Origin of the sequence: Streptomyces sp. NPDC102283, assembly GCF_044766265.1 — a bacterium.
Classification (GTDB): domain Bacteria; phylum Actinomycetota; class Actinomycetes; order Streptomycetales; family Streptomycetaceae; genus Streptomyces.
This window is the reverse complement of sequence record NZ_JBIWLQ010000004.1, coordinates 17,466-41,469: the sequence shown is the minus strand read 5'-3', so window position 1 is coordinate 41,469 and position 24,004 is coordinate 17,466. Positions and strand designations below refer to the sequence as shown.

17 protein-coding genes are annotated in these 24,004 nt (G+C 73.6%); 10 read left to right on the top strand and 7 right to left on the bottom strand.

All coding sequences use genetic code 11. The annotated features are described in order from the left end of the window. Window positions 1-248: 248 nt before the first annotated feature. Both ACIRJT_RS09410 and fxsA read left to right on the top strand, forming a co-directional pair. Window positions 249-1,016: a polyprenol monophosphomannose synthase gene (locus ACIRJT_RS09410; RefSeq protein WP_403906658.1), complete on the top strand. Its 768-nt coding sequence runs from the start codon at window positions 249-251 to the stop codon at window positions 1,014-1,016. Between the two features lie 91 nt (window positions 1,017-1,107). Further along, window positions 1,108-1,719, top strand: a complete 612-nt coding sequence (gene fxsA, locus ACIRJT_RS09405) for an FxsA family membrane protein (RefSeq protein ID WP_403906655.1) — start codon at window positions 1,108-1,110, stop codon at window positions 1,717-1,719. 149 nt (window positions 1,720-1,868) lie between these two features. On the opposite strand, the gene ACIRJT_RS09400 is transcribed toward fxsA, so the two are convergent. From ACIRJT_RS09400 to ACIRJT_RS09385, 4 genes are all read right to left on the bottom strand, one after another. Then, window positions 1,869-2,243: an RNA polymerase-binding protein RbpA gene (locus ACIRJT_RS09400; RefSeq protein ID WP_003959706.1), complete on the bottom strand. Its 375-nt coding sequence runs from the start codon at window positions 2,241-2,243 to the stop codon at window positions 1,869-1,871. 266 nt (window positions 2,244-2,509) lie between these two features. Beyond that, window positions 2,510-3,883, bottom strand: a complete 1,374-nt coding sequence (locus ACIRJT_RS09395; RefSeq protein WP_403906652.1) for an MFS transporter — start codon at window positions 3,881-3,883, stop codon at window positions 2,510-2,512. 46 nt (window positions 3,884-3,929) lie between these two features. Further along, on the bottom strand, window positions 3,930-4,691 hold the full coding sequence (locus ACIRJT_RS09390; RefSeq protein WP_403906649.1) for a glycerophosphodiester phosphodiesterase: 762 nt from the start codon (window positions 4,689-4,691) through the stop codon (window positions 3,930-3,932). Continuing rightward, window positions 4,688-5,407 carry a YitT family protein gene (locus ACIRJT_RS09385; RefSeq protein ID WP_403906647.1) on the bottom strand — a complete coding sequence of 240 codons (720 nt, stop codon included), beginning with the start codon at window positions 5,405-5,407 and terminating at the stop codon, window positions 4,688-4,690. Before ACIRJT_RS09385 ends, ACIRJT_RS09390 begins: the two co-directional genes overlap by 4 nt. A gap of 102 nt (window positions 5,408-5,509) precedes the next feature. Between ACIRJT_RS09385 and ACIRJT_RS09380 the strand changes: the two genes are divergently transcribed. Then, window positions 5,510-7,009 (top strand): PLP-dependent aminotransferase family protein, encoded by a 1,500-nt coding sequence (locus ACIRJT_RS09380; RefSeq protein ID WP_403906645.1) that lies wholly within the window; start codon window positions 5,510-5,512, stop codon window positions 7,007-7,009. A gap of 98 nt (window positions 7,010-7,107) precedes the next feature. Here ACIRJT_RS09380 and ACIRJT_RS09375 read toward each other — a convergent pair whose 3' ends face one another. Together ACIRJT_RS09375 and ACIRJT_RS09370 are read right to left on the bottom strand one after the other, a co-directional pair. Then, window positions 7,108-8,793: a hypothetical protein gene (locus tag ACIRJT_RS09375; RefSeq protein ID WP_403906643.1), complete on the bottom strand. Its 1,686-nt coding sequence runs from the start codon at window positions 8,791-8,793 to the stop codon at window positions 7,108-7,110. Window positions 8,794-8,830: 37 nt separating this feature from the next. Further along, the gene (locus ACIRJT_RS09370) at window positions 8,831-9,025 is read right to left on the bottom strand and encodes a hypothetical protein (protein ID WP_003970432.1); all 195 of its coding nucleotides are present in this window, start codon (window positions 9,023-9,025) and stop codon (window positions 8,831-8,833) included. Between the two features lie 325 nt (window positions 9,026-9,350). Between ACIRJT_RS09370 and ACIRJT_RS09365 the strand changes: the two genes are divergently transcribed. The 7 genes from ACIRJT_RS09365 to ACIRJT_RS09335 all read left to right on the top strand — a co-directional run bounded on the left by ACIRJT_RS09365 (window position 9,351) and on the right by ACIRJT_RS09335 (window position 23,408). Beyond that, entirely contained in the window at window positions 9,351-9,743 is a 393-nt protein-coding gene (locus ACIRJT_RS09365) for an ankyrin repeat domain-containing protein (protein ID WP_403906641.1), read from the top strand. A gap of 289 nt (window positions 9,744-10,032) precedes the next feature. Beyond that, on the top strand, window positions 10,033-11,451 hold the full coding sequence (locus tag ACIRJT_RS09360; RefSeq protein WP_403906639.1) for a HEAT repeat domain-containing protein: 1,419 nt from the start codon (window positions 10,033-10,035) through the stop codon (window positions 11,449-11,451). Window positions 11,452-11,523: 72 nt separating this feature from the next. Continuing rightward, entirely contained in the window at window positions 11,524-12,096 is a 573-nt protein-coding gene (locus ACIRJT_RS09355) for a DUF4240 domain-containing protein (protein WP_403906636.1), read from the top strand. Between the two features lie 106 nt (window positions 12,097-12,202). Continuing rightward, complete coding sequence (locus tag ACIRJT_RS09350; RefSeq protein ID WP_403906633.1) at window positions 12,203-15,916, top strand: hydantoinase B/oxoprolinase family protein; 3,714 nt, start codon at window positions 12,203-12,205, stop codon at window positions 15,914-15,916. Between the two features lie 45 nt (window positions 15,917-15,961). Beyond that, complete coding sequence (locus tag ACIRJT_RS09345; RefSeq protein ID WP_403906630.1) at window positions 15,962-17,491, top strand: hypothetical protein; 1,530 nt, start codon at window positions 15,962-15,964, stop codon at window positions 17,489-17,491. A 103-nt stretch (window positions 17,492-17,594) separates the two neighbouring features. Continuing rightward, entirely contained in the window at window positions 17,595-18,539 is a 945-nt protein-coding gene (locus tag ACIRJT_RS09340) for a hypothetical protein (protein WP_403906628.1), read from the top strand. Between the two features lie 99 nt (window positions 18,540-18,638). Then, window positions 18,639-23,408 carry a hypothetical protein gene (locus tag ACIRJT_RS09335; protein ID WP_403906626.1) on the top strand — a complete coding sequence of 1,590 codons (4,770 nt, stop codon included), beginning with the start codon at window positions 18,639-18,641 and terminating at the stop codon, window positions 23,406-23,408. Window positions 23,409-23,465: 57 nt separating this feature from the next. On the opposite strand, the gene ACIRJT_RS09330 is transcribed toward ACIRJT_RS09335, so the two are convergent. Further along, a complete protein-coding gene (locus tag ACIRJT_RS09330) occupies window positions 23,466-23,819 on the bottom strand; it encodes a hypothetical protein (RefSeq protein WP_403907493.1) in 354 nt (117 codons plus the stop codon). Window positions 23,820-24,004 lie beyond the last annotated feature (185 nt).

The following is a 24,004-nucleotide window of genomic DNA, read 5'->3' as shown; positions in this document are numbered from 1 at the left end:
AACGGCTTTCGGTCGACCCGCAGCCAGCGGGCCCCAGGTCGGCCCGAAGGGCGCCGGGCCCCGATCCGAAGTTCCGACGTTTCTCACGCGCGTTCTCCCAGGGGGTTCGCCGTGCCGTGGACCCGTGTTCTGTCCGCAGTTCCAGGGGTCTGTCCACGCCGCGCCACACGCTCGCGCGACCGCGTCGGAGCCCGGCGGCGGTGCGCTGGATATGGTGTCCCCCTGTGTACGGACTCTAAGGGGCAGTAGTGAACGACGGCGGTCAGAGGCAGTTCGGCCCGCTCGGCAAGGTCCTGGTGATCATTCCGACCTACAACGAGGTCGAGAACATCGGGCCGATCGTCGACCGGGTGCGCACCGCCGTCCCGGACGCCGACATCCTGGTGGCCGATGACAACAGCCCCGACGGCACCGGCAAGGCGGCCGACGAGATCGCCGCGGCCGACGGCCAGGTCCACGTCCTGCACCGCAAGGGCAAGGAAGGGCTCGGTGCCGCCTACCTCGCGGGCTTCGCCTGGGGCTCCGAGCACGGCTACGGCGTGCTCGTCGAGATGGACGCGGACGGCTCCCACCAGCCCGAGGAGCTGCCCCGGCTGCTCACCGCGCTCAAGGGCGCCGACCTGGTCCTCGGATCCCGCTGGGTGCCGGGCGGCCGCGTGGTCAACTGGCCCAAGAGCCGCGAGGTGATCTCGCGCGGCGGCAGCCTCTACTCCCGGCTCGCCCTCGGTCTCTCGGTCCGGGACGTCACCGGCGGCTACCGCGCCTTCCGCACCGGGACGCTCGACGGCCTCGGTCTGGGCGAGGTCGCCTCGCAGGGCTACTGCTTCCAGGTGGATCTCGCCCGCCGCGCGGTCGAGGCGGGCTATCACGTGGTCGAGGTCCCCATCACCTTCGTCGACCGGGAGATCGGCGACTCCAAGATGAGCCGGGACATCCTCGTCGAGGCGCTGTGGCGGGTCACCGGCTGGGGCATCACCGCCCGTGCGAACAAGGTCCTGGGCCGCAAGACGCTCTGAGGCCCCGGGCCGGCGAACGGGGCCGCCGCCCGCCCGGCTTCATGATCACCCCCTTACGCCGCTTGCACGCTCGTACAGGCACACTGGGGACATGACGACCGGCACTCCGCCCCCGACCCGTCCCCGGCGCTCGCGCGCCCGTAGATTCCTGCCGCCGGCCCTGGCCGCCTGGCTGGTCCTGGAGATCTGGCTGCTCACCCTGGTCGCCTCGGCCGCGGGCGGCCTGATCCTCCTGCTGATCCTGGTGGCCGGGGCCGCGCTCGGCGCCGTGGTCATCAAGAGCGCCGGCCGGCGCGCCTTCAAGAACCTCACCGAGACCCTCCAGCAGATGCCGGGTCAGCCCGGCGCTCCCGCCACCGGGCCGACCGCCCCCGCGGGCGGCAAGGGCTCCCGGGGCAACGGGCTGCTGATGCTGGGCGGGCTGCTGCTCCTGATCCCCGGACTGATCTCGGACGCGGCCGGACTGATCCTGCTCGTCCCGCCGGTGCGCACCATGATCAGCCGGTACGCGGAGCGCTCGCTGGAGCGCCGTATGCGGGCCGCGCCGCCGGGAGGCCTCTCGGACGCCTTCCAGCAGGCCAGGATGCACCGGCCGGACGGCAAGGTCGTCCAGGGCGAGGTCATCCGCGAGGACGGCTCCCAGGCGCCCTCCGGACCCGACGACGGCCCCCACCAGGGACCCCGCCCACCTCTCACACCCTGACAGGAGGCTCCCTGGCGTACCGGCTCCCTGGCGCGTCAGGGAGCCGTGCCGTCGGGGTCATGGGCTCGGACCATGCCGAAGAGCCGCGGGCCGCGACACATGTTCTGTGTCGCGGCCCGCGGCTCTTGGTGCTGTGCGGTAGGACGCGGTCAGGCAGACTTCCTGCTGTCCCGCGGGTGCACGGCGATGTTCATGGCTCCGGAGCGCAGAACCGCCAGCCTCTCGGCCAGCACCTCCTCCAGCTCCTCGCGGGTGCGCCGCTCCATGAGCATGTCCCAGTGCGTGCGCGCCGGCTTGCCCTTCTTCTCTTCGGGGCCGTCCCCGTCCACCAGGAGTGCCTGGGCGCCGCACGCCTTGCACTCCCACTCCGGCGGAATCTCTGCTTCTACCGAGAACGGCATCTCAAATCGATGTCCGTTCTGGCATGCGTACTCCACCGCCTGGCGCGGGGCCAGATCGATGCCGCGGTCCGTCTCGTAGCTGGTAACCACAAGTCGCGTGCCGCGGAGAGCTCGCTCACTCATGAATCGTGCCTCCCGGGCTTGTCGCCCACAGGACAAAATGTCGCTGTCGTCGTCATCCGGTCAACGTCCGGTCGGCGGTAAAGATTCCCGTTGCCGGTCATGCGTCGCCCGTCGTGCCGCTGCTTTGTCTGGGTTGAGTACCCACGCATGCCCGGTTTGTCACCTCTGGTGGAAGTTGTCACTCAATGGTCGAGCCGCTTCCACTGGCAGTAACGGTCCTCCCGGGCAGGCCAAAGACGTATACTACCGCCCTTTGACTTCAACGTCTAAATCCGTTCCGGCACGGGGTTGCCCGCGGCCTCCACCGCACGCCTCACCGGGACCCGCGCGAGCAGCACCGCGCCGAGCGCGAAGAACACGATCAGCGAGATGATCGCGTCGCGATAGCTGCCGGTCAGCTGGTACGCCAGACCGAACACCAGGGGCCCCAGCCAGCTCAGCCCGCGGTCGCTCAACTCGTACGCGGAGAAGTACTCCGCCTCCTTGCCGCGCGGCACCAGATGCGAGAACAGCGACCGCGACAGGGCCTGACTGCCGCCCAGTACCAGGCCGATCGCCGCCGCCAGAACGAAGAAGAACGCCGGAGCGTCGGCGGGCAGCAGATAGGCGGAGATCAGGATGAGGGTCCAGATCACCAGCGATCCCAGAATGACGCGTTTCGCGCCGTACGTCCGGGCGAGCCGTCCCATGCCCAGCGCCCCCGCGACCGCCAGGATCTGCACCAGCAGCACGGCGACGATCAGCGTCGTCTGATCCAGGCCCAGCTCCTCGGAGCCGTACAGCGAGGCCTGCGAGATCACCGTCTGGATCCCGTCGTTGTAGACGAGATAGGCGAGCAGGAAGGAGAGCGTCAGCGGGTGGCGCCGCATGTCGCGCAGGGTCGCCTTCAGCTGCTGCCACCCGGACCCGACCGCTCCCTCGCCGCCCGGCGGGATCCGGCGGTCGCGCAGCCGGCGCAGCGGCACGAGGGTGAACGCGCCCCACCACAGACCGGCCGAGGCGAGGCAGATCCGCACCGCGTCGGACTCCGAGAGCCCGAAGGACTCGTGGCCGGTGTACAGGATCAGGTTGAGCACCAGGACGATGGCGCCCGAGGTGTAGCCGAAGGCCCAGCCGCGCGAGGAGACCGCGTCGCGCTCCTCCGGCTCGGCGATCTGCGGCAGGTAGGCGTTGTACAGGACCGTCGACACGGAGATGGAGGCGTTCGCCACGATCAGCAGGAACGCGCCCAGCAGATAGCGGTGGCCGTCCAGGAAGAACATCCCCGCCGTCGCCGCGGCCCCCGTGTAGGCCGCCGCCGCCAGCAGCGGCTTCTTGCGCCCGGTGCGGTCCGCAGCCGCGCCCACGATCGGCATCAGCACGACGGCCACCACGATGGAGGCCGAGACGGAGTACGCGAACAGCGATCCCGCGCGCACGGGTATGCCCAGCGGATGCACGAACCCGTCGGGATCCGCCGCGGCCTTGGCGATCGACGTCAGGTACGGACCGAGGAAGACGGTCAGCACGCTGGTGGAGTAGACGGAGCACGCGAAGTCGTAGAAGTACCAGCCGTGCTGCTCGCGTCTGCGGGCGGCCGCCGTCCCGTCGTCCGGCGGCCGCCCGGACGGATCGGCCTTACCTGTGGTCCCGGTGCTCAAGCCGCGCCCCCTCGGTCGTCCCCTGTGGACGTGGACGGACCGGGCGTCAGGCCCATGCCCCCCGCTCGCTCAGCACCGTACGCAGCGTCTCGATGTGATCGGTCATGATGCCATCCACACCGAGGTCCAGGAGCGCCGCCATCCGCTCCGGTTCGTTCACCGTCCAGACGTGCACCTGGAGCCCGAGCGCGTGCGCCGTGCGGACGAAGCGGGCGTCCACCACCGGGATGCAGCCCTGCCGCTCCGGCACCTGGGCGCAGACCGCGCCCGCGCGCAGCGGCACCGGGATGCCGTACGACCGCAGCCGCAGCCCCAGGACGCCGCGCACCCCGTACGAGGTGGCCAGGCGGGGGCCCGCCAGGCGGTGGGCGCGGGCCACCCGGGCCTCCGAGAACGAGCCGACGCAGACCCGGTCCCAGGCGTCGGTGCGACGGATCAGGCCGAGCAGGGGCTCCAGCGCCGACTCCGCCTTCAGGTCCACGTTCCAGCGGGCCCGGGGGAACTCCTCCAGCAGCTCCTCGAAGAGCGGGAGCGGTTCGCCGCCCCCGACCCGGGCCCGGCGCACCTCGCTCCAGGGCAGCGCGGAGATCCGGCCCCGGGCATCGGTGACCCGGTCCAGCGTCGCGTCGTGGAAGGCGACGAGACGGCCGTCGGCGGTGGTGTGCACATCGGTCTCGAAATAGCGGTAGCCCGCCTCCGACGCCCGGCGGAAGGCGGTCGCGGTGTTCTCCACGCCGTCCGCCGCCCCGCCGCGATGGGCGAAGGCGATCGGCGTCGGGTGGTCCAGATAGGGGTGGCTCGGATTCACTGCGGCAGTATGGCCTGCCCGGGTGCCGGGTCGGCGACGGGGCCGGAACCGGCGGGCGGCGCGGTGGTGGACGGTTCGCCCGAAGCGACGGTGACACCCGGTCCGCCGGGCTCGGGGAGCGCGAACATCCGCAGGAAGAGCTGGGCGAGCGGGCCGATGGCCAGCGCGTAGAGCACCGTGCCCGCCCCCAGCGAGCCGCCCAGCAGGAACCCGGTCACCACGACCGCCACCTCGATCGCGGTGCGGACCAGCCGGATGGAACGCCCGGTGAGCCGGTTCAGCCCGGTCATCAGCCCGTCGCGCGGCCCCGGCCCGAACCGGGCCGCGATGTAGAGACCGGTCGCCACCCCGTTGAGCACGATGCCCAGGACCATCGCGGGAACGCGGAAACCGAGTCCGTCCAGGTCGCCGACCACGGCGAGCGTCCCGTCCATCGCCAGGCCGACCACGAAGACGTTCGAGACCGTGCCGAGCCCCGGCCGCTGGCGCAGCGGGATCCACAGCAGCAGCACCACGGCGCCGACGATGATCGACACCACGCCGATCGATATCCCGGTCAGCTCCGCGAGGCCCTGGTGCAGCACACCCCACGGCTCCAGGCCCAGCTCGGCCCGCACCAGGAGCGCGGAGCTCGCCCCGTACAGCGTGAGACCGACGTACAGCTGGACCAGCCGCCGGGTGAGGTGAGTGGTGCTCCGGCCGGTGGTCCTGGCCACGTTGTGCCCCCTGCTGTGGTGGTAGTGGACTGCTTCATGTCACTCTGTGGCAGGGGATCGGCCACCAACTAGGGCCAATTCGAGGAAGGTGGACTGATTTCGATGACGCAGTGGACATCGACGGTGGGGGCGGCCCAGCTCGCCCGGCAGCTCCGGTCGCAACAGGCCCGGCCCACCGGACCGGGCGGCCGCAAGCCGCCCGCCTACCGCGCGCTCGCCGACGGGGTCCGGCTGCTCGTCCTGGAGGGCCGGGTCCCGGTCGCCGCCCGCCTCCCCGCCGAACGCGAACTGGCCCTCGCCCTCGCCGTCAGCCGTACGACCGTCGCGGCCGCCTACGAGGCGCTGCGCGCCGAGGGCTTCCTGGAGTCCCGGCGCGGCGCTGGCAGCTGGACCGCCGTCCCGGCCGGCAACCCGCTGCCCGCCCGCGGCCTCGAACCGCTGCCGCCGGAGTCGCTCGGCTCGATGATCGACCTGGGGTGCGCGGCCCTGCCGGCGCCCGAGCCCTGGCTGACCCGCGCGGTCCAGGGGGCGCTGGAGGAGCTGCCGCCGTACGCCCACACGCACGGCGACTACCCTGCCGGACTGCCCGCCCTGCGGCAGATGATCGCCGACCGCTACACCGCGATCGGCATCCCGACCATGCCCGAACAGATCATGGTGACCACCGGCGCGATGGGCGCCATCGACGCGATCTGTCACCTCTTCGCGGGCCGCGGCGAACGGATCGCGGTCGAGTCCCCCAGTTACGCCAACATCCTCCAGCTGATGCGCGAGACGGGCGCCCGCCTCGTCCCGGTCGCGATGGAGGAGGGGCTCGGCGGCTGGGACATGAACCGCTGGCGCCAGGTGCTGCGGGACGCCGCGCCCCGGCTCGCCTATGTGGTGGCCGACTTCCACAACCCCACCGGCGCGCTCGCCGACGAGCAGCAGCGCCGGGACCTGGTGGACGCGGCCCGGTCCGCCGGAACGGTCCTGGTCGTCGACGAGACCATGAACGAACTCCGCCTGGACGCCGACATCGACATGCCGCGCCGCGTCTGCGCCTTCGACCCGGCGGGCAGCACGGTCCTGACCGTCGGCTCGGCCAGCAAGGCCTTCTGGGCCGGCATGCGCATCGGCTGGGTGCGCGCGGCCCCCGACGTCATCCGCAGCCTGGTCGCCGCCCGCGCCTACGCCGACATGGGCACCCCCGTCCTGGAACAGCTCGCCATCAACTGGCTCATGGGCACGGGCGGCTGGGAACAGGCCGTCGAGGTCCGGCGGATCCAGGCACGGGAGAATCGGGACGCCCTGGTCGCGGCGGTGCGCCGGGAGCTGCCGGACTGGGAGTTCGCCGTGCCGCGCGGTGGACTGACGCTGTGGGTGCGCACCGGCGGCCTCTCCGGATCGCGGCTGGCCGTGGCCGGCGAACGGGTCGGTGTCCGAGTGCCTTCGGGTCCCCGCTTCGGGGTCGACGGGGCCTTCGAGGGGTACGTACGGCTGCCGTTCACGGTCGGCGGGCCGGTCGCCGACGAGGCGGCCGTACGGCTGGCCGCGGCGGTGGACCTGGTGCGTTCCGGGGCGGGCGTGGGGGCCGACGCCCCGCGCAGCTTCGTGGCCTGAGGGCTTCGGCTTCCGGGCCTCGCACAGACGCGTGCGGGCGGGAAGCCGGCCGTCGACGGTCCGCTTCCCGCCCGCGGTGGCGCGGCCGGGCTCCCCGTTCAGCTCTCGGCGCCCGCCGGCTGCGCCTTCGCCAGCGGCTCCGACGGCCTGGCCTCGGCGACCATCGCCTCCACCGGAACGGCCTCGACCGTACGGGCCGCTGCCTCCGCCGCCACGGGGACCTGCTCCGTCGACGGCCCCTCGTCGGCGGGCTCCGGCGCGGACGCCGCCTCCACCGAGGTGTGACGTCCGGGCAGCAGGTCGAGCACCGCCTGCCGGTGCGCGTCGCTCGTGGCGTCGTCGTACGGGTCCGGGGTGGCGGGAACCTGGAAGCGCAGGACCGGGCCCACTCCGAGGCGGACGTAGCCGCGCCCCGGGGGGACCTCGGGCGGCGGCGTGGTGTGCGGTTCGGCACCGAGGACGGCCTCGATCTGCTCACGGGAGGCCGGCCCGAGGACCGCGCGGGCGCGGGTGTGGGTCGTGACGGTCTCGGTGAGGGTGTCCAGCGCGTCGAACTGCTCGGCCAGCACGACGGTGACCTGGGCGGCCCGGCCGTGCCGCAGCGGGATCCGGAGCAGCTCCAGCGGATCGGGCCTGCCGTCGGCCGCCGCGAGATGGCCCAGCGCGCCGGGGCGGTCCAGCAGGATCCACAGCGGGCGCCGGATGTCGTCCGGCACGGGGTGTCCGCTCTGCCGGGCCCGGTTGCCGGCGATCAGTCGGCGCTCCGTCTCGTGCGCCGCCCACTCCAGCGTCGCCAGCGCCCCGCCGAGGCCGGACTCCACGGCGAGGACGCCGCCGCGTCCCGCGAGGGCGCCGTACTCGCCGGTGCCGCTGCCGTCGACGACGATGACGTCGCCGTCCCGGAGCGCCTGGAGAGCGATCGAACGAACCAGGGTCGTGGTGCCGCCGCCGGGCTGTCCGACGGCCAGCAGGTGCGGTTCGGTGGAGCGGCCGCCGGTCCGCCAGACCACGGGCGAGGCGTCCACCGTCATGTCGCCGTCGCGCACGGGGACGGTGCGCGAGACGGCGTCCGGGTCGGTGAAGCCGAGCACCGTCTCGCCGGGGGCGGTGACGAAGCGCTGCGCGGCGACCGTCGTGGGGAGCGCGTCCAGCACGGTCATGACGAGACGGTTGGCCTCCTCGTCCCAGCCGAAGTGGTACTCGCGGCCCCGGCCGGACTTGGTGTGGAGCAACTGCTCGATCCGGGAGCGGGCGGCCGCCTCGCCGTCCGTGAAGTACGCGGGATAGGAGACCCGCAGGCGGGTGAGCCGCCCGTCGGCGTCGAAGGCGTACCCGTCGAAGGCCTTCCCCCAGTCGCCGCCGTGGGCGAACAGCGGATCGGGGTCGTCGGGCGTCGAGAAGTACGGCACGAGCGCCTCGTACAGCGACCGCAGGCGCGCGGTCTCCGCGTCGTCGGGCCCGGTCCTCACCGGGGTCCGCTCCCGCCCCTTCCACGCGGCGGCGCCCATCACCGTGACCAGGGCCATGATCGGTCCGTAGGGGACGAGTGCCACCACCAGCACGCAGGCCGCGCCGAGGAACAGCTTGGGACCGCGCCGCTCCTTGGGCGTGGCGACCCACCTCTGCCTGCCGGAAACGGCCAGCAGCCGCAGTCCGCGGACCACCGTGATCAGCGGATGGAGGACATCGGTGGCACCGTCGGCGGCCGTGCGCGCGATCTCTCTGCTGCGAGTGATCGAAGCGCTGCCGCTGCTCAGAATGCGGGGGAGTGGTCGCCGGGCCACGTCGGTCTCCTGAAGGGGTGGGAGCGGTTGCGGAGCGTCAGAACTTGATCCCGCCCAGCAGGCCGGCGAGGCTCGCCCCGCCCGCCGTGATGCTCGGTGCGATGGCGGTGCCGGCCAGGTAGAAGCCGAACAGGGCACAGACGATGGCGTGGGAGGCCTTGAGCCCGTCCTTCTTGAAGAACAGGAAGACGACGATGGCGAGCAGTACCACGCCCGAGATGGAAAGGATCATGAGCGGTTCTCTCCTGGTTGAAGGGGACAGTCACCATGAGTCCTTCCAGGATCACGGGAAGTATCTATACGACAAAAGGTGCAATCGAGTGAATAACCTGCTCTTTCACTTGACTGGCCCACAGAAGTCGGTTCCCGGGGAGCGGCATCACCTCGTCCGTGCCGGGCAGGATCAGCCGCATTGATCCCTTGCCGTATCCGGGCCGGGTCATGTCGGCCAGGGAGCAGTACCCTGTCGATTCACTCGTACGGTCCCGTGCCGTACTCCCCACCAGGTCAACCGCGGCGGTGAGCCGCGGCCGCAGTCAAGGAAGGCGGTCCGTCCGATGAGCGAAACCCCTGATCCCGAGGTGGTCGAGCTGGCGACCAAGGTCTTCGACCTGGCCCGCACCGGTGACACCGAGGCGCTCACGTCATACGTCGAGGCCGGAGTCCCCGCCAACCTCACCAACGACCGGGGCGACACACTGCTCATGCTCGCCGCCTACCACGGGCACGCCGGGACGGTCGCCGCCCTCGTCGCCCGCGAGGCCGACCCGGACCGGGCCAACGACCGGGGCCAGACCCCGCTGGCCGGAGCCGTCTTCAAGGGCGAGGACGCCGTCATCGACGCGCTGCTCGCCGCCGGCGCCGACCCGGCCGCCGGAACACCGTCCGCGCTGGACACGGCCCGGATGTTCGGCAAGTCCGACCTGCTGGAACGCTTCGGTGCCCGGTGAGACGCCGGCGGGCGCGCCCCATCGCGCGTCCGCCGTGGGCTCCGCTGACCGGTCCGTCGTAAATGTGGTCGCGGTGGCGAAATGGCTGGGTCATCATGACGTCGCGGGCCCGCTCAGGGCCACCGACGAGAGGCAGAGGAAGATGCTCTACACCAGGCGAAAGACGGCGGTCGGCCGATCATGTCACTGCGCGGCGTAACGGTGTCCCCCGGACACTCCCGCGTGCCGAGAGGTACGGGGCACTGCACAGTCCCGGTTGCGTCGACAGCTTGATGTGAGGCTTTCTCCCATGTTCGATCCGTTCATAGCGCCGAGCGGCACCCTGCTCGGCCTGTTGCAGAGGGGCCGCGGCGACGGCACGCTCCACGCGCTCGCCGCACCGCGCCCCGAGGCCCTCGCGGCTCTCAACCACTGCGTCGTGAGCGACCCCCGTCACGACTGGCAGGTGGAGAACCGCTCCCTCTACTACGCGCGCCTCTACCTCGACCTCGACGGCGGTATCGAGGAGATCGAGCGGCACCTCGCCGATCCCGACGACCACATCGATACCGACGACTCCCGGACCGGTCTGGCGCTGTCCGTCCTCGGCCACCTCGCCTCCTACGGGCGCGACGACGCCCTGGCCCTGCTCCGCCGCTACGCGGCGACCGGCGCCAACTGGGCCTGGGCCCTGGACGAACTCGCCCTGCGCGACGACGACGCCGGCCTGCGCTCCCTCGCGCTGCCGGTCCTCGCCCGCTTCCCGGCCACCGACCAGGGCTCGGCCGATCTCGCCGCCGCCGTACGCGACTCCTTCGAGCCGCGGCCCTGGCGGCTGTGGGCCGACGACCCGCGCGAAGCGGTCGGCGTCCGGGTCAGGGCCGCTGGCGAACAGGGCTCGTTCGACCGATGGCAACGCCAGATGCGCCCCGGGGGTCCCCGCCCCGGCTGGAGCGTCCAGGCCGTCTTCGACTGGGCCCAGCAGGCACTGGAGCGCGGCAGCGAACTGCACGTCCCCGCGGCCCGCTGCCTCTCCGCCGTCGCCGGACCCGACGATCTGCCCCTGATCGTCGAGGCCGCCCGCAACGGCCCCGAAGGCGCACGCTGTGCCGCCCTGCACTACCTCGCGGAGGCGGGCGATCCCGCCGTCCTCGACCTCATCGAGGCCGCCACCGTCAGCCCCGCCCGCACCGTCGCCGACACGGCCATCGCCGCCTTCGAGCGGATGACCTGCGACGACGCCGTGGAACGGGCCCGGCGCTGGGCCCACCGGCCCGACGCACTCGGGGCCTCGGCCGCCGGAGTGCTCGCCTGCCGAGGCACCGCCCAGGACGCTCCCCAAGTCCTCGGCGCGCTGCGGGAGGCCGTACGCGGCGACGGGCCCGACGCCCCCCGGCTGTGGACGCTGGTCGACGGAGCGGGCCGCCTCGGCATCGCCTGCGCCGCGCCCGTGCTGCGCCATGTCTACCGCGAGACGTCCTCCTCGCACCTGAGGGGCAGGGCCGCCCGCGCCCTGGCCGCCACCGACCCGTCCTACCCGACCGGGTTCGCGGTGGAGTGCCTCTGGGACTGCGAGGAGACCACCCGCGAGGTGGCCGCCCTGCACGCCGAGACCGGAGACGTCCGCGTCGCCGAACGCCTGCGCCGCCTCGCCGCCGACCCGGCCGAGGAGGCCGAGGTGCAGACGGCGGTACGGAGCCGGATCGGGCCGGACGCACCGGCTCTCTGACCGCGGGAGCCGGCAGGACGCGGGAGCCCAGGAGGAGGGGCGTTGTCAGACCCTCCTCCTAGGCTTCTCCCCATGGAAAGCAACGAGTGGTGGCATCTCGTCGAACGGGCTCGCGACGCGGCCGGGGACCGGGCGGACGACCGGAACCCGCCCGACGACCCCCTGCCCGGAGCCCTGACCGACGTGCTCGCGACCCTGGAGCCGGTGCGGATCGCCGCCTTCGCCGTCACGGCGGCGGACGTGACCCGGTCCGCCTACCGCTGGCCCCTGTGGAACGCGGCCTACCTCATCGAGGGCGGCTGCGGCGACGACGGGTTCATGGACTTCCGCGACGGGCTCGCCCTGCTCGGCCGGGAGACCTTCACCCGGGCGGTGGCCGATCCGGACACGCTGGCCGCACTGCCGGTGGTGATCCGGATGAGCCGGGGAGAGCGCGGCTGGATCGGATACGAGTCCCTGAACGCCCCGATCTCCGAGGCCTACCGGCGCCTCCGGGGCGAGAGGGCCTCCCTCGACGCCGCCGTGGAAGCGGCGCTGCGCGACCGCATACGCCCGGCGGACCCGGCGGGCGAGAGCTGGGACGCCGAGGACGCCGCCGCGAACCGCCGCCATCTGCCCCGGCTGGCGGCGCTCTTCCAGGACTGAATCCCCTGCTTCCAGGACGGAATCCCGCGCGGGTGCTCCGGCCCCGCGAGATCCCTGCGGGCGCTCCGCCCCTGCGAGCCCGTGGGCGCGGGCACAGAATGGCGCCATGACCGGACGCTGGGAGTTCTGGATCGACCGGGGCGGCACTTTCACCGATGTGGTGGGCCGCCGTCCCGACGGCCGCCTGATCACCCGCAAGCTCCTCTCCCACGACCCCGACCGCTACGACGACGCGGCCGTCGCCGGAATCCGGCTGCTCCTCGGCCTGGACCCCGGCGAACCGGTACCCGCCGACCGGGTCGCCGCCGTCCGGATGGGCACCACGGTCGCCACCAACGCCCTGCTGGAACGGCGGGGCGAGCCGACGGTCCTGCTGATCACCGAGGGCTTCCGGGACGCACTGCGGATCGCCTACCAGAACCGGCCCCGCCTCTTCGACCGGCACATCGTCCTGCCCGAGTCCGTCCACGAGCGCGTGATCGAGGTCCCCGAACGCCTCGACGCCCACGGCCGCACCGTACGCCCCCTGGAAATCGCCCCCGTACGCGAACAGTTGCGCGCCGCCCACGCCGACGGTCTGCGCAGCGCCGCCGTCGTCCTGATGCACGGCTATCGCCACCCCGCCCACGAACGGGCCGTCGCCGAGGCGGCCCGCGAGGCGGGATTCACCCAGGTCAGCAGCTCCCACGAGGTCAGCCCGCTGATCAGGCTCGTCCCCCGCGGCGACACCACCGTCGTCGACGCCTACCTCTCACCCGTCCTGCGCCGGTACGTCGACGAGGTCGCCGCCCGTCTCGACGGGATCCGGCTGATGTTCCTCCAGTCCAACGGCGGCCTGCGCGAAGCCGCCCGGTTCCGCGGCAAGGACGCCGTCCTCTCCGGCCCGGCCGGCGGCGTCGTCGGTATGGTCCGCACGTCGCGGCAGGCCGGATACGACCGCGTCATCGGGTTCGACATGGGCGGCACCTCCACCGACGTCTCCCACTACGCCGGCACGTTCGAACGGGATCTGGGCACCGAGGTCGCCGGGGTCCGGATGCGTGCCCCGATGATGAGCATCCACACCGTCGCGGCCGGCGGCGGTTCCGTCCTGCACTTCGACGGCAGCCGCTACCGCGTCGGCCCCGACTCGGCCGGCGCCGACCCCGGGCCCGCCTGCTACCGCCGGGGCGGCCCCCTCACCGTCACCGACGCCAACGTGATGCTCGGCCGGGTCCAGCCCGGCCACTTCCCGGCGGTCTTCGGCGAGGACGGAGACCTCCCGCTCGACGCCGACCTGGTACGGACGCGGTTCTCGGCGCTCGCCGACGAGGTGGGGCGTGCCACCGGGCGGCGACCGGACGAGGCGGAAGCCGCTGCGGGCTTCCTGGAGATCGCCGTGCTCAACATGGCCAACGCCGTCAAGAAGATCTCCGTGCAGCGCGGCCACGACATCACCCGCTACGCCCTGACCGGCTTCGGCGGCGCGGGCGGCCAGCACGTCTGCGCGGTCGCCGACGCCCTGGGCATCGACACGGTCCTGGTCCCCCCGCTCGCCGGGGTGCTCTCCGCGTACGGCATCGGCCTGGCCGACGCCACCGCGATGCGCGAGCAGTCGGTGGAGGAGGAGCTCGACGAGGCCGCGCGCGAGCGCGTGGAAAGGCTCTGCGCGGAGCTGGCCGACCGTACCCGCGAAGCCCTGCGCGCCGACGGAACGCCGGACTCCGCGATCACCACACAGGCCCGCGTCCTGCTGCGGTACGCCGGGACGGACGCGGCGCTGCCGGTGGACCTGGACACGGAGACCGCCATGGCGGAGGCGTTCGCCGCCGCCCACCGGGCCCGGTTCGGCTTCACCATGGACAAGCCCGTCGTCGTGGAGACGGTCACGGTGGAGGCCACCGGTGCGACCGGTGCCACTGGTGGGAGCGGTGCGGGCGGTGCGAGCGGTAACGCCAGTGATGCCGGTGTGACCGGTGATGCCGCGCCCGCAGCCGGCTCCGGTCCGCGCGACGGCCACCCCGACACCCCGCCGCGCCCCGCCGACACCGTGGACCTGTACGCCGAAGGGCGCCGGCAGCGGGCCCCGCTCTACCGCCGGTCGGACCTGCGCCCCGCCGACACCGTGACCGGGCCCGCCGTCGTCGCCGAGGACGACGCCACCACCGTCGTCGACCCCGGCTGGCGGGCCGAAGCGGCCCCCACCGGACATCTCGTCCTCACCCGCGGCCGCCCCCGCCCCGAACGCACCGCCGTCGGCACCCGGGTGGACCCGGTGATGCTGGAGGTCTTCAACAACCTCTTCATGTCGATCGCCGAGCAGATGGGCGTTCGCCTGGAGAACACCGCCCACTCGGTCAACATCAAGGAGCGCCTCGACTTCTCCTGCGCCCTCTTCGACGCCGAGGGCAACCTGATCGCCAACGCCCCGCACATCCCGGTGCACCTCGGCTCGATGGGCGAGTCGATCAAGGAGGTCCTGCGGCGCAACGAGGGCGCCCTGCGCCCCGGCGACGTGTACGCCGTCAACGACCCGTACCACGGCGGCACGCACCTGCCCGATGTCACCGTGGTGACCCCTGTGTTCGACGAGGGCGGAGCAGGAGAGCCGGACCGCCTGCGCTTCCTGGTGGCATCGCGCGGGCACCACGCCGAGATCGGCGGCATCACCCCCGGCTCCATGCCCGCCTTCAGCCGGACGATCCACGAGGAGGGCGTCCTCTTCGACAACTGGCCGCTCGTCCGCGACGGCCGGCTGCGCGAGGACGAGACCCGCGACCTGCTCACCTCCGCCCCCTACCCCTCCCGCGACCCGGACGCCAACCTCGCCGACCTGCGCGCCCAGATCGCCGCCAACGAGAAGGGCATCGCCGAACTGCGTCGCATGACCGACCAGTTCGGAGCCGACGTCGTGGACGCCTACATGGGCCACGTACAGGACAACGCCGAGGAGTGCGTACGCCGCATCGTCGCCGGACTGCACGACGGGCACTGCCGCTACGAGACCGACAGCGGTGCCGTGATCCAGGTCCGGCTGACCGTGGACCGGGACGCCCGCCGCGCCCACCTCGACTTCACCGGAACCTCGCCCCAGCAGCCCGGCAACGCCAACGCGCCCCGGTCCGTCGTCATGGCCGCCGTCCTCTACGTCTTCCGCACCCTCGTAGGGGAGGACATCCCGCTCAACAGCGGCTGCCTCAAACCCCTGGAGGTGACGATCCCGCCCGGGTCCATGCTCGACCCCGCCCACCCGGCGGCGACCGTCGCGGGCAACGTGGAGACCTCCCAGGCGGTCACCGGAGCCCTGTACGGAGCGATCGGCGGCCAGGCCGAGGGCTCCGGCACCATGAACAACCTCACCTTCGGCAACGACCACGTCCAGTACTACGAGACGATCGCCAGCGGATCGGGTGCGGGGGACGGCTTCGACGGAGCCGACGCCGTACAGACCCATATGACCAACTCCCGGCTCACCGACCCCGAGATCCTGGAGTGGCGGTTGCCCGCCCTGCTGGAGGGCTTCGCCGTCCGGGACGGCAGCGGGGGAGCGGGGCGGTGGCACGGCGGCGACGGCGTCGAGCGCCGCATCCGCTTCCTGGAGCCGGTCACGGTCGCGCTGCTCTCCGGACACCGCCGCGTCCCGCCGTACGGAGCGGACGGTGGCGAGCCGGGGGCGCTCGGGGAGCAGCACATCGAGCGGGCCGGAGGCGCAGTGGTACCGCTGGAGGGCCGCGACACCGCCGAACTGGACGCCGGAGACGTGCTCGTGGTGCGCACACCGGGCGGCGGTGGCTACGGAACCCACGCAGACGTGGACGCTCGCACGGGACCGGTCGCATAAACGCCGTTTCGACCGTTGTCGGTGCGAGGACCTAATCTGTCCCACGTGACTTCGCCTGCCTACCCGGACACCGCCTCGCCGCAGCTCAGCGCGGGGCCGCGGCCTGCCCCGGGCCCCGCCGCCGACGAGGGGCTCTCGCGGCGGCTGCGCGCGCTCGCGTGCACGGCGCCGCTGCACGACCTCGACGTCCGCAAGGCGAATCTGGCCGGCGAGTACACGGTGTACGCCATGGCGGAGGTCGCCCTCGCCGCGATCGACCACGTCACGCTCAACATGGACTTCGACACCGGGGCCGACCACGACCAGATAGTGGCCAGACTGCTGCCCCGGGTCGGCGCCCAGGCCCCCGACCGCCCCGTCGCCGAGCACGAACGGGTCGCCCGCTGGGTCCTGGAGAACCTGATCAACGTCGGCAGCGTCGACCGCGGCTTCCGCGCGGTCTACGGCACCTTCGGTCCCGACGGGGTCTACGTCCGCCGGGACTACGACTTCAAGCTCATCGAAGAGGTCCCGGGCTACGGCGGCACGGTCTACCTCCGCGCCACCGACGAAGCGGTCAACGTCCTGGTCGGCGCGCTGGACACCGATGTCACCAGCGCCCAGATCGCCGCCGAGGTCAAGCTGGAGGTCCTCATCAGCCGGGGCCGCCTCGCCGACGCCCAGCTCGCCGCCGAACAGGCCCGCTACCGCACCGTGCAGTACGCCGAGACCCTGCGCCGGACCCTGGAGGCCACCCGGCGCAACGTCCGCGCCGTCGACTGGCTCCACACCGTCCCGGACATGATCGCCGAGGCCCTCGACCACGTGGCCGACCGCTACCGCCACGAGAACGCGATCCTCACCAACATCCGCAAGGCACGCGACGAGGCCGAGGAACCCGAGCACAAGCGCCGGGCCGCCGAGCTGGTCGACATCGTCAAGGACTGCATCCGCCGCCACACCCAGCTCCAGTCCCGGCTGCTGGAGGCGGGCCCCCTCTTCCGCGCGGAGCAGGACCGGCAGGCGTTCGCCCCACCCACCGCCCACGCGGGCCTCGACCTGTACGGGCAGCTCCTCGCCCCGCTCCTCCCCCTCCCCGTCGAGCAGTCCACCCGGGCCACCGACGCCTTCTTCGCCCACGGCACCGGGCTGCGCACGCCCACGTCCGTACGGGTCGGGGACCTGGTCGACCTGCTGCTCACCCCACCTCTGGAGCGGGAGCACCTGGGCGCGGAGATGCCCGAGCCCGACCTCATCGCCACCCCCGACGACAGCCGGTTCAGCGAGGAGCAGCTCGCCCGCGCCATGACCCTGCTCGACCTGGAGCACGACGCCCCGCGCCGGCTCTCCGGCCTGCTCGCCGAGGCCCGCGACACCGGAGACACCGACCTGCCGTACCTGGTCGCCCTGCTCGCCGTCCACGCCGCCAGCCCTCCGGTCGGCACCGCCTACCGCCAGGGCGAACGGCGCCTGTTGTTCGCCGTGGACGACGGGGCGCAGCTGGAGGACCCGGAGTTCGGCGGCGCCGACCTGATCGTGGGCACCGCCCTGCTGGACGCCGTCGGCATGGCCGCCGACCGCAAGGAGGCCTCATGACCGGCCCCGCGGCCCCTGCCGTGCACCGCCCCGCGCCCGCCGCCGTGACCGTGCCCGCCCCGTTTCCGCACCCGCACGTCTTCCGTACCGAGGAGTCCCAGCCGTGAGCGACCACGACGCCGAGCGCCCCGACGCGTGGACCGAGCCCGACGCGTACGCCGGGACCGCCACCCCGCACACGGGCGACCCCGCACACCCGGGCGCCGCCGAGCCCGCGGGCCAGGCTCCCGTCACCCCGGCCGACGCCGCCGACGCCGCCCGGCTGGTCTCCTTCGGGCTCCAGCCCAAGCTGCTGCCCGCCCGTGACGCCGAGTACGCGGACCTGCTGCGGCGCTACCGCGAGGAGAGCGCCTTCGCCCGGCTCGCCGACGCCGTCGCCACCGGCCTCGGCCTCATCGTCCTGGAGGTCTCCCCACGCGCCGGAATGGCCGTGACCGCGGGCGAGGACTCCGTCTTCGCCGTCCGCATGGGCGACTACGCCCGCCGCGCCTCCTCCGACGCCGCCGACCGCTTCCTGCACGGTCTCGCCCACCTCGCCGTCGCCGCCCTGGCCTTCCCCCGCCCCGAGGACCTCGCCGACGACGCCTACATCGGCCGCATCACGGTCAACGGCGTCGACGCCTTCGTACGCCAGGCCTGCCGGCGACTGGAGGAGCGCGCCGAGGAACAGGGCGACAACACCGACCCGGCCAGCGACGCCCCCGGACTCGAAGCCAGCTGGCGGATCTACACCCGCCGCAGCTCCACCGGCGCCACCAAGGACGCCCGCCGGCTCGCCGGATCCACCACCGGCATCATCGGCAAGGCCGTCGCCTTCCTCACCGACTCCGGCTTCCTCCAGCGCACCGGCGACGACGCGGGCGGCGCCTACCGCACCACCGCCCGCTACCAGCTCCAGGTCCGCGACCTGGCGGGCAGCGCCGCCATGGCCGAACTGCTGGAGCTCGGCGTCGTCCCTGTCACCGACGGCTCCGCCACCCTGCTGCCGCCGCCCGACCCCGACAGCATGGAGCTGGCCGCCGACGCGGGCCTGCCCTTCCACTCCTGACTGTGCCTGACCTGACCTGACCGGCCGTTCCCGATCAGTCCGCCCCGCCCCGCACCTGCCGCTCCGCACCCGCTCACCGAACGACGAGAGTCCGCCGCCATGTACGAGTTGTCCCGGGTCCGCCTCTACTCCATCGGGCCTGCCGGTGCGCGCTACGCCGACACCGTCCTCGATCTGCGCGGCGTCGGCGCACCCGTTCCCAGCCCCGCCCCCGCCCAGGCGGAGTTCTTCGAGGACGAGCCGGTCGGCCCGCCCCGCCGCCCCGCCCCCGCGGGTGTCCTCTTCCTGGAGAACGGCGGCGGCAAGTCCGTCCTGCTCAAGCTGATCTTCTCGGTGATGCTCCCCGGCCACCGCAACACCCTCGGCGGCGCCAGCTCCGGCGTGCTGCGCAAGTTCCTCCTGGCCGACGACTGCGGGCACGTCGCCCTGGAGTGGCAGCACACCCTCACCGGTGAGTGCGTCGTCGTCGGCAAGGTCAGCGAGTGGCGTGGCCGTCAGGTCTCGGGCGACCCCCGCAAGTTCGCCGAGGCCTGGTATTCGTTCCGGCCCGGCCCCGGGCTCAGCCTGGACAGCCTGCCCGTCGCCGAGTCCTCCGCCGTGGGCCGCCCCGCCGAAGGTGTCTCCGGCGCACGCGGCAGGCGGCGCACCATGAAGGGCTTCCGCGACGCGCTGATGGACGCGGGCAAGTTCTACGCGCACCTCGACGTGCACTGGGAAGAGATCCACGACCGCTGGAACGAACACCTCGGCGATCTCGGCCTCGACCCCGAACTCTTCCGCTACCAGCGCGAGATGAACGCCGACGAGGGCGAGGCAGCCGGACTCTTCGCGGTGAAGAAGGACTCCGACTTCACCGACCTCCTGCTCCGCGCCGTCACCGACACCCGTGACACCGACGGACTCGCCGACCTGGTCAGCGGCTTCGGCAACAAGCTGGGCCGCCGCGCCGAGCTGACCGCCGAACGCGACTTCACCGCGGGCTCCGTGGACCTGCTCAACCGGATCGTCGAGGCCACCGACACCCGCGCCCGCGCCCGCGACATCCACGCCGGCGCCGAGCGCCGCACCCGCAGTTTGGCCCGTCGCCTGACCGCCCGTGCCGCCGAGGAACGCGGCCGCACCGCCGAGCTGGCCGGACGGGTCACCGCCGCCGCCCACACCGTCACCGAGGCCGAGTCCACCCGGGGCAGCCGGTCCCTGATCGCCGCCGAACTGGCCTACCGGCACGCCTCGCTGGCCCTGGCCGCCGCCGAGAAGAGCGCCGCCGCCGGTCGCAAGGAGCTGGTCGAGGCCCGCACTCTGCACGCCGCCTGGCAGGCCGCCGAGGCCGTCCTGCGCCACCGCGTCGCCGCCGACCGCTCCGCCAGGGTCGCCGCCGCCATCCGCGAGGCCGAGCGCGACGCCGCCCCTGCCCTCGCCGCCCGCTCCGCCGCCGCCACCGACCTCGTCCGCGCCCTGCACAAGGCCGCCGAGGAGGGCGAGCGCGTCGCCAACGAGGAGGAGGAGCGCTCCGACACCCTCCAGGCCACCGGCGAGCGCGCCCACCGCGACGCCACCGTCGCCGCCACCGAGGCCCAGCGCGCCCGCAGTGAGGCCGGACACCTGCGCCAGCGCCTCGCCGAAGTCGGCCAGGAGACCGCCGAAGCCGTCCGGGCCGGCTGGCTCGACGACACCGCGCCCGACGCCGACCCCGCCCGCGCGGCCCTCGCCGCCAGCGATGCCGAACAGTCCGCCGTCGCCGCCTGGGACACCGCCCGCGAAGCCGCGCGCGGCGCCGCCGACACCGCCCGCGAGGCGGCCGTCGCCGAGAGCCGCGCCGATCTGGCCGCCGCCCGCGCCGCCGACGGGGCCAGGGCGGCCGAGCAGAGTCACGAGGACGAGTTCCGCGCCGCCGCCTCCATCGCCGCCGACCCGCGCCTCGCGGAGCTGCTGGGCCTCCCTTCCGCCACCGGCGTCCCGCACCCACGGCGGGAAGCCGCCGAAGAGGTCCCGGGACCCGACCGGACCGCCACCGCAGGCTCCGGCCGGACGAGCGGCGACGGCGCGGGCCCCGCCGCGGGACCGTCCGCCGACCGCGCGGTGGCGCTCGCCGACCAGGCCGCCGCCCGGCAGCCGCTGACCGCCGAGGAGTTCGACCGCAGCGCCGACGAGCTGCGCGACCTCATCGACCAGTCCGTGGCCGCCGCCGAACGCCGCCTCTTCGACCTGCGCACCGCCGCCGCCGACGACGCCCGCATCCTCGGCGCGCTCGGCGAGGGCGGGCTGCTGCCGCCAGGACCCGACGTCCTCGCCACCGTCGAGTATCTCGGCGAGCACGGCATCCCCGCCCTGCCCGGCTGGCGCTACCTGGCGCAGGCCGTCGACCCGGCCGACCACGCCACCGTCCTGGCCGCCCGCCCGGAGCTCGTCGACGGTGTCGTCATCACCGACCCCGACGCCCACACCCGCGCGCGCGAGGTCCTCGGCAGCGCGGCCCTGCTGCCCCGATCGACCGTGGCCGTCGGCACCGCCGCCGCCCTCCTCGCCCCCGTACCGGCCCCCGGCGCCGGCTCCGACGCGCAGCACGACGGCGTCTTCCTCGTCCCGCCGAACCCGGCGATGCACGACGAACACGCCGCCGACGAGGAGCGCCACGCGCTGCGCAGCCGTGCCGCCGCCCGCGACGAGGACATCAGGACGCTCGCCGCCCGACTCTCCGGGGACCGCGCGCTGGCCGCCCGCATCGGCTCCTGGCGCGCGGACTGCCCGCCCGGCATGCTCACCGAACTGGCCGAGGCCGCCGCCGCCGCCCGTACGGCGGCCGAGAGCGCCGAAGCCGTCCTCGCCGAGGCCCGTACCGCCCGCGCCGAGGCCGACGAGGCCGCCGCCGACACCGCCCGCGTCCGCGACGAGCGCCAGGAAGCCGCCCAGCGGGCCCGCCGCGCCGCCGACGCCCTGGCCGGGCTCGCCCACCGGCTGCGGGAGCGGGCCGGCTGGCAGGTCCGGCTGCGCGAACTGGTCGACGAGGCCGCCGAGTCCGAGGCCCGCGCCGCGGTCTGCCTCGACCTCGCCCGCGCCGCAGACGAGGACCGCAGGGCCGCCCAGCGCGCCGGGGACGATGCCCGCCGCACCGCCCGCGCCCTGCGGGCCGAGCGCGCCGAGATCGCCGGTGTCCCCGAAGTCCTCCCCGAGCCCGACGAGACCGCGGCCCGCACCGCCCTGCCCACCCTGCGCGAGGCCTACCGGGCCGCGTCCCAGCTGTACGAGAAGGTCGGCGTCGGCGCCGACCTGCGCGCCGAACAAGCCCGCGCCGAGAGCGACGAGAGCGCCGCCCTCGCGGAGTTGGACCGCCTCACCATCAAGGTCCGCACCCGCGCCGCCCAGCTCCTGGAGGGCACCGACGGAGCCGACGGCCCCTCGCGCCAGGCCGCCGCCGCCCGTGCCGAAGCACACGTCCAGCTGTTGGAGACCCGCGCCTCCACCGCCAGCGAGCATCTGGGACGGCTGCGCGGCGAGGCCGAGCGGCTCGCCCCCGACGACGAGCGGCAGCACCACACCGAACTGCCGGACGGCCTCGTCCCGGCCGACGCCGAAGGGGCCCAGTCCCTCCTGCGTACCGCCACCGCCGAGCTGGCCGCCGCCACCGGAGCCCTGGACACCGCCCGCGCCGCCCACAGCGAGCTGCTGCACGCCCACCGCACCGCCGAGGACTCCGCCGGAGGCTTCGACGAGACGGCGGCCCTGCTGCGGGACCTCCTGCGCGACCACGGCACGGAGGACGGGACCGAGCACCCCGACCCCTACCCCGGCACCCTGGAGGAGGCCCGGCAGTCCGCCGCCGAGTCCCGCCGCTCCCTGCGCGGCTGCAACGCCGACCTCTCGGCGGCCGAGAGCGCCGTCCGGGAAGCGAGCGACGTCCTCGTCCGGCACGCCAACTCCACCCGTTACGAACAGGTCCGCACCCCCGCCCGCCAGCAGATCCGCGAGCTGCCCGCCTCCGCACTGCCCGAGCACGCCCGGAAGTGGGCCGACGCCTTCGCTCCCCGGCTGCGCGTCCTCACCGACGAGCTGATCCAGCTGGAACGCAACCGCGACTCGATCGTCGACCGGCTGCGCGGCCTGGTCGACTCCGCGCTCACCACCCTGCGTTCCGCCCAGCGGCTCTCCCAGCTCCCCGAAGGGCTGGGGGAGTGGTCGGGCCAGGAATTCCTCCGGATCCGCTTCGAGGAACCCGACCAGGCCACCCTCACCGAACGCCTCGGCGAGGTCGTCGACGAGGCCACCCACGCCGCCCTCAAGAAGAACTCCGACCTGCGCCGCGACGGAATGTCCCTGCTGCTGAGGGGCGTCGAGGCGGCGCTGCGGCCCAAGGGCATCGCGGTGGAGATCCTCAAGCCGGACGCCGTGCTGCGCGCCGAGCGCGTCCCCGTCGGGCAGATGGGCGACGTCTTCTCCGGCGGGCAGCTGCTCACCGCCGCCATCGCCCTGTACTGCACGATGGCGGCGCTGCGCAGCAACGACCGGGGCCGCGACCGTCACCGGCACGCGGGCACCCTGTTCCTCGACAATCCGATCGGCCGCGCCAACGCCACGTACCTGCTGGAGCTCCAGCGGGCGGTGTCGGACGCGTTGGGCGTGCAACTGCTCTACACGACGGGCCTGTTCGACACGACCGCGCTCGCCGAGTTTCCTCTCGTGATCCGGCTGCGCAACGACGCGGACCTGAGGGCCGGACTCAAGTACATCAGCGTGGAGGAGCATCTGCGCCCCGGCCTGCCGCAGCAGGACCCGGACGGAGAGACGGTCCACGGCGAGATCACGGCGACCCGTATGTTCAAGAGGAACGAGAAGACCACCGCCGAAACCCCGGCGCCACAGCCTGGCGCGTAGCCGCAGACCGCCACCGTTGCCGGGCGGCTCGGCCCGGCAACGGTGGCGGGTCCGGGATCAGGCCCGGGAGAGGTCTCCGGTCTTCCGGCGGTCGCCTATGCCACCGCCCGTGCCGTCCCGCTCGGCCGCCCGCTCGGCCCGCCGGGACCGGCGCCGCTCACGGCGTATCTGCCGGGCCGAGCTGCTCGGCCCGGACACCACGCCGTTGCGCTGGTTCCACACCTGGCGGGTCACCCAGACGTCGAGCACCGACCAGGTGGCTACCACCGTGCTGGCCACACTGCTGAGCACCATCGGGAAGGCCAGCCAGGAGCCGGTCAAGGTGCTCAGGAAGGCGATCATCGCCTGGATGATCGTCAGCGACAGGATCAGCACGGCGCGCACGGCGGCCGTCCGCACCGCGTCGGGCATCCGTCGCTTCGACGCCGACTCCTCCACCCACAACTGCCGCGGGACCCGTGCCCCGTCCGCGGCTTCCGTATCCGCGGCCGCCGGTGCTCCGGCGCTCCCGCGTTCCTGCGTGCTCAAGGACCTTCAACTCCCCACCACTGTCCGACTTCAGGGTGGCTGCCCGGCTTGCGCCGGTTCTACGCGGG

Bases quoted from the DNA above. Each gene is read 5' to 3' on its own strand.
- ACIRJT_RS09365 (WP_403906641.1), top strand. From the start codon at position 9,351: ATGAGCGAAACCCCTGATCCCGAGGTGGTCGAGCTGGCGACCAAGGTC.
- ACIRJT_RS09350 (WP_403906633.1), top strand. From the start codon at position 12,203: ATGACCGGACGCTGGGAGTTCTGGATCGACCGGGGCGGCACTTTCACC.
- ACIRJT_RS09335 (WP_403906626.1), top strand. From the start codon at position 18,639: ATGTACGAGTTGTCCCGGGTCCGCCTCTACTCCATCGGGCCTGCCGGT.
- ACIRJT_RS09380 (WP_403906645.1), top strand. From the start codon at position 5,510: ATGACGCAGTGGACATCGACGGTGGGGGCGGCCCAGCTCGCCCGGCAG.
- ACIRJT_RS09400 (WP_003959706.1), bottom strand. From the start codon at position 2,243: ATGAGTGAGCGAGCTCTCCGCGGCACGCGACTTGTGGTTACCAGCTAC.
- ACIRJT_RS09360 (WP_403906639.1), top strand. From the start codon at position 10,033: ATGTTCGATCCGTTCATAGCGCCGAGCGGCACCCTGCTCGGCCTGTTG.
- ACIRJT_RS09370 (WP_003970432.1), bottom strand. From the start codon at position 9,025: ATGATCCTTTCCATCTCGGGCGTGGTACTGCTCGCCATCGTCGTCTTC.
- ACIRJT_RS09355 (WP_403906636.1), top strand. From the start codon at position 11,524: ATGGAAAGCAACGAGTGGTGGCATCTCGTCGAACGGGCTCGCGACGCG.
- ACIRJT_RS09330 (WP_403907493.1), bottom strand. From the start codon at position 23,819: ATGCCCGACGCGGTGCGGACGGCCGCCGTGCGCGCCGTGCTGATCCTG.
- fxsA (WP_403906655.1), top strand. From the start codon at position 1,108: ATGACGACCGGCACTCCGCCCCCGACCCGTCCCCGGCGCTCGCGCGCC.